This window comes from Streptomyces sp. NPDC057137 (assembly GCF_042670825.1).
In the GTDB taxonomy this organism is placed as follows: Bacteria; Actinomycetota; Actinomycetes; order Streptomycetales; family Streptomycetaceae; genus Streptomyces.
Genome location: NZ_JBHUUW010000133.1, coordinates 1 through 6,932, shown reverse-complemented (window position 1 = coordinate 6,932; position 6,932 = coordinate 1). Strand labels below are relative to the sequence as shown.

The following is a 6,932-nucleotide window of genomic DNA, read 5'->3' as shown; positions in this document are numbered from 1 at the left end:
GTGCCAAAGGCACCGGCCTCCCTGCGCTGTGGATCCCCGTACAGCCCGGCGGCCGGTCCGGACTACTTCTCGCCGAGGCGCACCGTCGACGCCGGGGGCTGCCATACGTCCTTGGCCTGCAGGGTCCGGGCGTAGGTGCCGGGCACGTGGTTCTGCGGGACGGTCGCGTGGTTGTGGCAGAACTCCAGCCCGAGTCCCTCGGGCACGCCCTCGAAGTAGAAGCCCACAGAGCCGGAGGGGGCGTGCTTGAGCAGGTCGTCCCGCAGCTCCAGACCGGCCGTCTTGACGACCGCGCGCGCTCGCATGAGGTCGTCGAAGGTCTCCGTCTGGACGCACAGGTGGTTGACCCGGGCGGGACCGGGGCGGTCCTGCAGGACGAGGGAGTGGTGGGCCCGGTCGGAGGCGTGCAGGAACACCGTCGTGTCCTCGATCCAGTCCGACTCGCCGAAGCCGAGGACACCGGTGTAGAAGTGCAGCGACTTCTCCATGTCGGTGACGGAGAAGGCGACATGGACCAGGCGTTCGAGCCGGGCCCACTTCGGGTGCGGAGCGCCGGCGGCTCGGACCATGCCGCGGAAGAGCTCGACCTCGAAACCGTTCGGATCGGAGCAACGCAGCCACTGGCGTATCCGGTCGTCGGTGACCGATCCGCCCCGCAGGTAGTCGACCCCGGCTGCTTCCAGCGCCTGTTCCGCCTGCTCGAAGCTGGTGTCCGGATCGAGGGCGAACGCGATCTTGACCAGACCGGGTTCCGCGCCGGGGACATGCCGCAGCTCGACCCAGTGATGATCGCCGGCACTGCCGAGGAAGGCGACGCCGTTACGTCGCTCGTTGAGCTGCAGGTGGAGGCAGTCCTCGAACAGAGCGATGGCACTGTCGAGATCGTCGACCTGCAAGGCCACATAGCCAAGATGGTGTGCGAGCAACGTGTCAGCTCCTGGTCGGGGCGATAGGGAGTCGCCACAGCGATGTAATCATGCTTAATATCTGCATATTATAAGGGGTGGTAGCTGAGCGCAACAGGTTCGGCAGCCGACCCCGGCACATCGTGGACAAGTCAGGAGAACAGCAGGATGTTTCAGCATGTCGCGCTTTTGAAGTGGAGCCATGCCCTGAGCCCCGAGGAACTCGCGGACGTACGGCGGGCCTTGGTGGTGCTCGGCGAGGAGTCGGACACGGTGCGCGCGTTCGTGCACGGAGTCGACGCGGGGGAGCGGCCCAAGAACTGGGACTACGGGGTCCTGGCGCGGTTCGACGACGCCGCCGGATGGCGGGCCTACAGTGTCCATCCGGCCCATGACGCGTTGCGGGCGGTGCTGGCCCCGCTGGTCGAGGATCAGGTCGTCGTCCAGTTCGAACTTCCCGACGGTGAACATCGGGCGTGACGCGGCGGCCCCGGGAGCGGGCGCGGATCGCCGCGCCCGCTCCCGCAGGGCGCTCAGCCGCCCGACACCAGCGACTCGTTCGTCCGTGCGAGCGCCTCGTCGTCGGCCAGCAGGAAGCCGAGTTCGACCTCGTTGTACGTAGCGGCCTGTTCGTACTGAGGCCAGTGGGCGGCGCCCTCGATCAGGTGGAACCGTACGTTCGGGATGTGCGAGAGGTGCTCGCGCGCGTCGTCGTAGTTGTGGATCGGGTTGTGATCGGTCCACACGACCAGGGTCGGGGCCTCGATCAGGGCGGCGCGCTCCGGGGTGAGATGGTAGCCCTTGGCGTCGGCCGGGTCGAATACCTTGCTGAACAGGCTCGCCAGAGACCTCTTGACGCCGGGCCGGCGGTAGATGGCCTGCCGGATCTTGACGAACTCCTCGGGTACGAGTGCCGGGTCGGCGAAGAGCCATGCCACCCGTGCGCGGACGGCCTCGTCCGAGGCCACGTCCAGCGACTGGCTCGTCCGGGCGATGAGTTCCGCGACGTCCTTGCGCTGCCGGTCCTCGGTAACCGGCAGTCCGCCGGTGGTGTTGAGCACGAGGCGCGACACCCTGTCCGGGTGCTTGATGGCCATCCACGCCGCGACCCGGCCCCCGTGGGACTCGCCGCAGAAGTCGGCCCTGTCGATTCCCGCGGTGTCCATGAAACGCACGACATGCTCGATGAGCCGGTCCGAGGTGTACTCGATGCCTTCGGGGGCGTCGGTGAAGCCGTGCCCGAGCATGTCGATGGCGAAGCACCTGCGGTGCGCCGCGTGCGAGGGCAGATTTCGGCTCCAGGTCTCCGCGTGTCCCCCGGCGCCGTGCAGAAAGATCATCGCGGGCCCCTCGCCGGCCTCGATGCTGCGGGTTCGAACGCCTCCGACGTCGTAGAACCGCTGGTGCGAGTCGAGGCCGAGCAGGTCCAGCCAGACGGAGCTGTAGTCAGTCATGCGTCGCCATCCTTGATTCGTCGAAGCGGCCTCGCGGGCCCGGACCGCGCGTACGGCCCGCGGTGGTTGACGTTCGACGTAACGCTAACTTAACCTGCTAATCATATCCATACTTAATGAAGGACGCATGGAGAGCTCGGCCGATTGCCGGCTGTTCCGTCAGGGTCGTTGCGTGGGGGTGGCCACCGTGTTAAATCTCGTGGACAACCAGTCATAAGATAGTTATCATTTCGCTCTGCTCGGAGACCCGCCCGGTATGTCGCGCAGCTCGCCGTCACCAGGCCGACCTGTGCCGCGACCGGCTTAACCTCGAAAGAGGTTGCAGTGGACATTGTCGACGCCCAGGTGCACGCGAACCGAATCTCGCCCACCTGGACCACATCCGATTACAGCGGCGCGGCCGATGCCGCAGTCGCCACCATGAACGCGGTCGGGGTGGACGCGGTCCTTCATGACGAGTACTCCGGTGTCTCGGCCGACGGGAGAGTCCTCCCGGGCGCCTTGGACCAGGACGGCACGTGGGTCTCGGCCAACCCCTTCGCCGAGGCGGCCGCGCGACGGTATCCAGACCGGTTCGCCTACGTCACCCATGTCGACGAGTACGATCCCGCACTCGAACGGCGTGTCGCCGCCATCGGCTCCACCCCCGGCTGTCTGGGCATCCGTGTGGCCAAACCGCGCAGCCAGGTCGTCGTCGACAGGGTGGAGGCGGGCGACTTCGACCGGCTGTTCGCCGCGGCGGCCGAACACCGCGTCCCGGTCTTCATCACGATGCCGCAGAAGCCGGCGGCGCTCGGGCCGGCGCTCACCAAGTACGCGGGACTCGCCATCGTCCTCGACCACTGCGGCGTCGTCTTCCCGGCCGACACTCTCTCCGGCCCGGAACGCGACGCATGCCTGGACCCCGTACTGGCCATGGCCGGCTACGAGAACCTCCACATCAAGTGGTGCCACATCGAGCGCCTGTCGGCGGACGGCTTCCCCTTCGCCGACGGCGTCCGCCAGCTCCGGCGGGTCGTCCGGGCATTTGGCGTCGCCCGGGTCATGTGGGGGAGCGACTGGACCGAGAGCATCGACCCGAACAGGTCCTCGAAGCCGTCGACCTGGCCGCAGACCCTGCACTACCTGCTGGACTCCGAGGAGTTCACATCTGCGGAGAAGGAATGGCTGCTGGGACGCAGCCTGCGGACACTGCTGCGCTGGCCCCAACCCAGCGGCGACAGCCCCAGCGCCCCCGAAAACGTCAACAGCGGTCAGCCGCTGCCCATCGCAGACGCCCAGGAAGCAGGCAACTGATGACCAGTGAGAACCACCCGCGGCAGCCGCGGGACGGGGTACCGGTCGCGGTCGTTACCGGCGCGGGAACCGGACTCGGACGAGCGATGGCGCAGGCCCTCGCCCGGGACGGGCACGCCGTGGCGATCCTCGGCATTCCGGAGGAGGCGGTCGCGGAGACCGCCAAGCTCATCGAGCAGGAGGGCGGAACGGCACTGGCCGTGACCTGCGACGTCACCGACGAGGCCGCGGTCCGGTCCGCGGTGGCCGGGATCGAGGCGGAACTCGGGCGGATCGACCTGCTGGTCAACAACGCCGGCAGCAACACCGCGTACGGCCAGGTGTGGGAGCAGGACAGCGCGGCCTGGTGGCACGACGTGACGGTCAACCTCTTCGGCACCTTCCTGTGCTCCTCGGCGGTACTGCCCGGCATGGTGGCACGGGGAAGCGGGCGGGTGATCGTCATCGTCTCGGGCACCGCCGCACAGCGGCACCCGTACAACAGTGCCTACAGCAGCTCGAAGGCCGCACTGGTCCGGTTCACCGACAGCCTCGCGGCCGAGGCAGCCCCGCACGGCGTGTCCGTCTTCGCCCTGAGCCCGGGTACGGTGCTCACCGAACTCGGTCAGAGCGCCACCCACTCCGCCGAGGGCCGCAAGTATCTCGGAGACCTGGTGGCGAAGATCAACTGGATGCCTCCCGACATCGCCGCGGACGCCGTCGTCTACCTGGCCAGTGGCGCCGCCGACACGCTCAGCGGGCGCTGGTTGAACGCCGTCGACGACCTGCCCGCGCTGGTCGGGCAGGCCGAGCAGATCGTGGCCCTCGACGTTCTCCAGCTGCGGCGCGTCACCCTGCCCACCCCCGTGGACGGTGAGTGAGATGGCACTGAGACATGTAGCGGCACTGAAATGGAGCCGGGAACTCACCGAGTCCGAGACCCGGGAGATCAACCAGGCGATGGACCTCTACGTCAGTACCGCGGTACAGCCGCGCTCCTACAGCCACGGTCCTGACATCGGCGGCAAGTTCGGCACCTTCGACTATGTGCTGATCGCGGACTTCGACTCGGAGGACGAGTTCCTGGCGTTCAACAGCGACCCGCTGCACGATGCCGTGCGCGCGGTCCTGGCGGGCAAGGTCGCCAAGGCCGAATTCGTTCAGTTCGACACCGAATGGCCGGGTGACAGGACATGACCTCCGCAGATGCCCCACTGGTGCCCTGGCATATCGGACTCGCGGTCGACGACCTGGATCAGGCGATGGCCGAACTCGGCGGTGCGCTGCGGCTGACCTGGGGGAAGATCCACCACTTCTCGGGACAGACCCAGGGAGCCACCCCCGACGAGGTCTTCGACATCGAGACCCGGGTCTGCTTCTCGCTGGACCTGCCCTTCTCGGTGGAACTGTTCGAGCAGGTGCCCGGCACTCCACTGGAGGCGCCCACGGACTCGACCTTCCACCATCTCGGGTACTGGACCGACGACATGGCGGGCGAGGAACGCCGGCTCGACGGCATCGGCTTTCCGTGCTTCGGCAAGACGCCGGGAGCCGACGGCCAGACCCGCATCGCCCTGCACCGCGGCCCGTCGGGCATCGTCGTCGAGTCGTGCAACATCCAGGTCGGCCGTCCAGGACTGGAGCACTTCCTCCCACGGTGACCCGCGGTCTTCCGCCGGATCCGTGTCCGACCGAATCGGTCCACCACCCTTGTGCAAGACCCTGGAGTGATCGCCATGCTGGATTTGAAAAGTGTCGTCGACCTGCAGAAGCCCTCCTTCTACACCGACGACCCCTGGCCCGTGTACGCCCAGATGCGGGCGCAGGCACCGGTGTTCCACTACGAGGACCTCAATGTGTGGGTCGTCAGCAAGTTCAACGACGTGCGCTACGTCGCGACCCACCCCGAGCTGTTCACCAGCACCCAAGGCGCCTTTCTGAACGACGCCAGGATGGGGGAGAACATCGTCGACATGTTCTTCGACCCGGACAGCGACATGATCGGAACGGTCGACGGGGAGCGGCACAAGGCGCTGCGCCGGGCACTGGCGTCCTCGTTCGCGCCGCGCGCCATCGCCAAGAGCGAGCAGCCCATCCGCGACTACTGCGTGAGCCTGCTCGACAGCCTCCCGGTCGGGGAGGAGTTCGACTTCGTGGAGCGGGTGGCCGTGCCGCTGCCGATCTGGGCGGTCTGCCGCCACATCGGTCTGCCCGGCGACAACATCCAACAGATCCGCGAGTGGAGCGACCAACTGCAAAAGCTGGGAACCCCCATCACGCGCGAGGAGCTGCTCGAAGCGATGGAGGACGTGAAGGACGCCAACACGTACCTGAACGACCAGATCGACGCCAAGCGGAGCAGCCCCGGCCCAGACATGATCACCAATCTGCTGCGGATCCCGGACCTGTCGGAGAAGAACCTCCAGCAGCTCGTACTCGCCACACTGCTCGGCGGGAACGAGACGGCCCGTGCCCTGCTCGGCTCCTGTATCTGGGCGCTCAGCCAGCATCCCGAGCAGTACGAACTGGCCAAGGCAGACCCGTCGCGTGCGGCCGCGGTGGTCGAGGAGACCTTGCGCTGGACGCCTCCGGTGCTGGGCTTCATGCGTACCGCGACGACGGACCTGGAGTTGAACGGCGCGCGGATCAAGGCCGGCGACCGGGTCTACATGCTGTACCCGGCCGCCAACCGTGACGAGGAGATCTTCGACGACCCCGCCCGGTTCGACATCACCCGTCCGCAAGGCATGGCGCATCTCGCCTTCGGCTTCGGACCGCACGTCTGCCCCGGCTCCGGCCTGGCACGCATTGAAGTCACGGTGCTGCTGGAGGAGTTCCTGACGCGCTTCACCGGCATCGAGATCAGCGGCCCGCCGGCCCGCCCTGACACCATCCTGCAGTACGCGTACTCGTCCCTGCCCGTCACGCTCACGCGCGGGTGAGGCAGGGAGCCGCCAGCAGGTTCTGTCTCTTTGGCCGGCGGCGTCCAGGGAAGGAAGCCGGCAGTTGGAGTGCGGCCTGGCAGGCGCTGGCGCGTCTGCCAGGCCGCACCGGGGTCGCGACGATGCTGCTCGTCGAGCAGAACGCCGGCCGGACGCCGGCGCCGGTCGACAGGGTGGTGCCGCTCAACAAGGACGCCCGTACCTGCGTCGTCCCGCCCGGCTCGACGCGGACGCGGTGCCGCGCGGCTATCTCGGCGACGGCCTGCCGGACACCGGTACCGAGGCCGGGCCCGACGGCGTGTCCGATGCCGGCCGCACCACCGAAGGGGACCGAACGGCGCGGTGCACGGAAGGAC

General features: G+C 67.8%; 9 protein-coding genes. 6 read left to right on the top strand and 3 right to left on the bottom strand.

The window, feature by feature from the left end; all coding sequences use genetic code 11:
• Positions 1-62: 62 nt before the first annotated feature.
• Positions 63-902, bottom strand: a complete 840-nt coding sequence (locus ACFT9I_RS40005) for a VOC family protein (RefSeq protein WP_382572789.1) — start codon at positions 900-902, stop codon at positions 63-65.
• 171 nt (positions 903-1,073) lie between these two features.
• Between ACFT9I_RS40005 and ACFT9I_RS40000 the strand changes: the two genes are divergently transcribed.
• Entirely contained in the window at positions 1,074-1,385 is a 312-nt protein-coding gene (locus ACFT9I_RS40000; protein WP_382572786.1) for a Dabb family protein, read from the top strand.
• Positions 1,386-1,438: 53 nt separating this feature from the next.
• On the opposite strand, the gene ACFT9I_RS39995 is transcribed toward ACFT9I_RS40000, so the two are convergent.
• The gene (locus ACFT9I_RS39995; protein WP_382572785.1) at positions 1,439-2,359 is read right to left on the bottom strand and encodes an alpha/beta fold hydrolase; all 921 of its coding nucleotides are present in this window, start codon (positions 2,357-2,359) and stop codon (positions 1,439-1,441) included.
• Between the two features lie 324 nt (positions 2,360-2,683).
• On the opposite strand from ACFT9I_RS39995, the gene ACFT9I_RS39990 reads away from it, so the two are divergent.
• The 5 genes from ACFT9I_RS39990 to ACFT9I_RS39970 all read left to right on the top strand — a co-directional run bounded on the left by ACFT9I_RS39990 (position 2,684) and on the right by ACFT9I_RS39970 (position 6,576).
• Positions 2,684-3,655 (top strand): amidohydrolase family protein, encoded by a 972-nt coding sequence (locus ACFT9I_RS39990; protein WP_382572783.1) that lies wholly within the window; start codon positions 2,684-2,686, stop codon positions 3,653-3,655.
• The gene (locus ACFT9I_RS39985) at positions 3,655-4,515 is read left to right on the top strand and encodes an SDR family NAD(P)-dependent oxidoreductase (RefSeq protein WP_382572780.1); all 861 of its coding nucleotides are present in this window, start codon (positions 3,655-3,657) and stop codon (positions 4,513-4,515) included. The genes ACFT9I_RS39990 and ACFT9I_RS39985 overlap by 1 nt, the downstream gene beginning before the upstream one ends.
• Before the next feature lies 1 nt (position 4,516).
• Complete coding sequence (locus ACFT9I_RS39980; RefSeq protein WP_382572777.1) at positions 4,517-4,831, top strand: hypothetical protein; 315 nt, start codon at positions 4,517-4,519, stop codon at positions 4,829-4,831.
• Positions 4,828-5,295: a VOC family protein gene (locus tag ACFT9I_RS39975; RefSeq protein ID WP_382572775.1), complete on the top strand. Its 468-nt coding sequence runs from the start codon at positions 4,828-4,830 to the stop codon at positions 5,293-5,295. The genes ACFT9I_RS39980 and ACFT9I_RS39975 overlap by 4 nt, the downstream gene beginning before the upstream one ends.
• Before the next feature lie 75 nt (positions 5,296-5,370).
• On the top strand, positions 5,371-6,576 hold the full coding sequence (locus ACFT9I_RS39970) for a cytochrome P450 (protein ID WP_382572773.1): 1,206 nt from the start codon (positions 5,371-5,373) through the stop codon (positions 6,574-6,576).
• On the opposite strand, the gene ACFT9I_RS39965 is transcribed toward ACFT9I_RS39970, so the two are convergent.
• Positions 6,563-6,932 (bottom strand): hypothetical protein (locus ACFT9I_RS39965; RefSeq protein WP_382572770.1); only part of this gene is annotated, 370 nt, incomplete at its 5' end. The genes ACFT9I_RS39970 and ACFT9I_RS39965 overlap by 14 nt on opposite strands.

Bases quoted from the DNA above. Each gene is read 5' to 3' on its own strand.
- ACFT9I_RS40000 (WP_382572786.1), top strand. From the start codon at position 1,074: ATGTTTCAGCATGTCGCGCTTTTGAAGTGGAGCCATGCCCTGAGCCCC.
- ACFT9I_RS39995 (WP_382572785.1), bottom strand. From the start codon at position 2,359: ATGACTGACTACAGCTCCGTCTGGCTGGACCTGCTCGGCCTCGACTCG.
- ACFT9I_RS39985 (WP_382572780.1), top strand. From the start codon at position 3,655: ATGACCAGTGAGAACCACCCGCGGCAGCCGCGGGACGGGGTACCGGTC.
- ACFT9I_RS39980 (WP_382572777.1), top strand. From the start codon at position 4,517: ATGGCACTGAGACATGTAGCGGCACTGAAATGGAGCCGGGAACTCACC.
- ACFT9I_RS39975 (WP_382572775.1), top strand. From the start codon at position 4,828: ATGACCTCCGCAGATGCCCCACTGGTGCCCTGGCATATCGGACTCGCG.
- ACFT9I_RS39970 (WP_382572773.1), top strand. From the start codon at position 5,371: ATGCTGGATTTGAAAAGTGTCGTCGACCTGCAGAAGCCCTCCTTCTAC.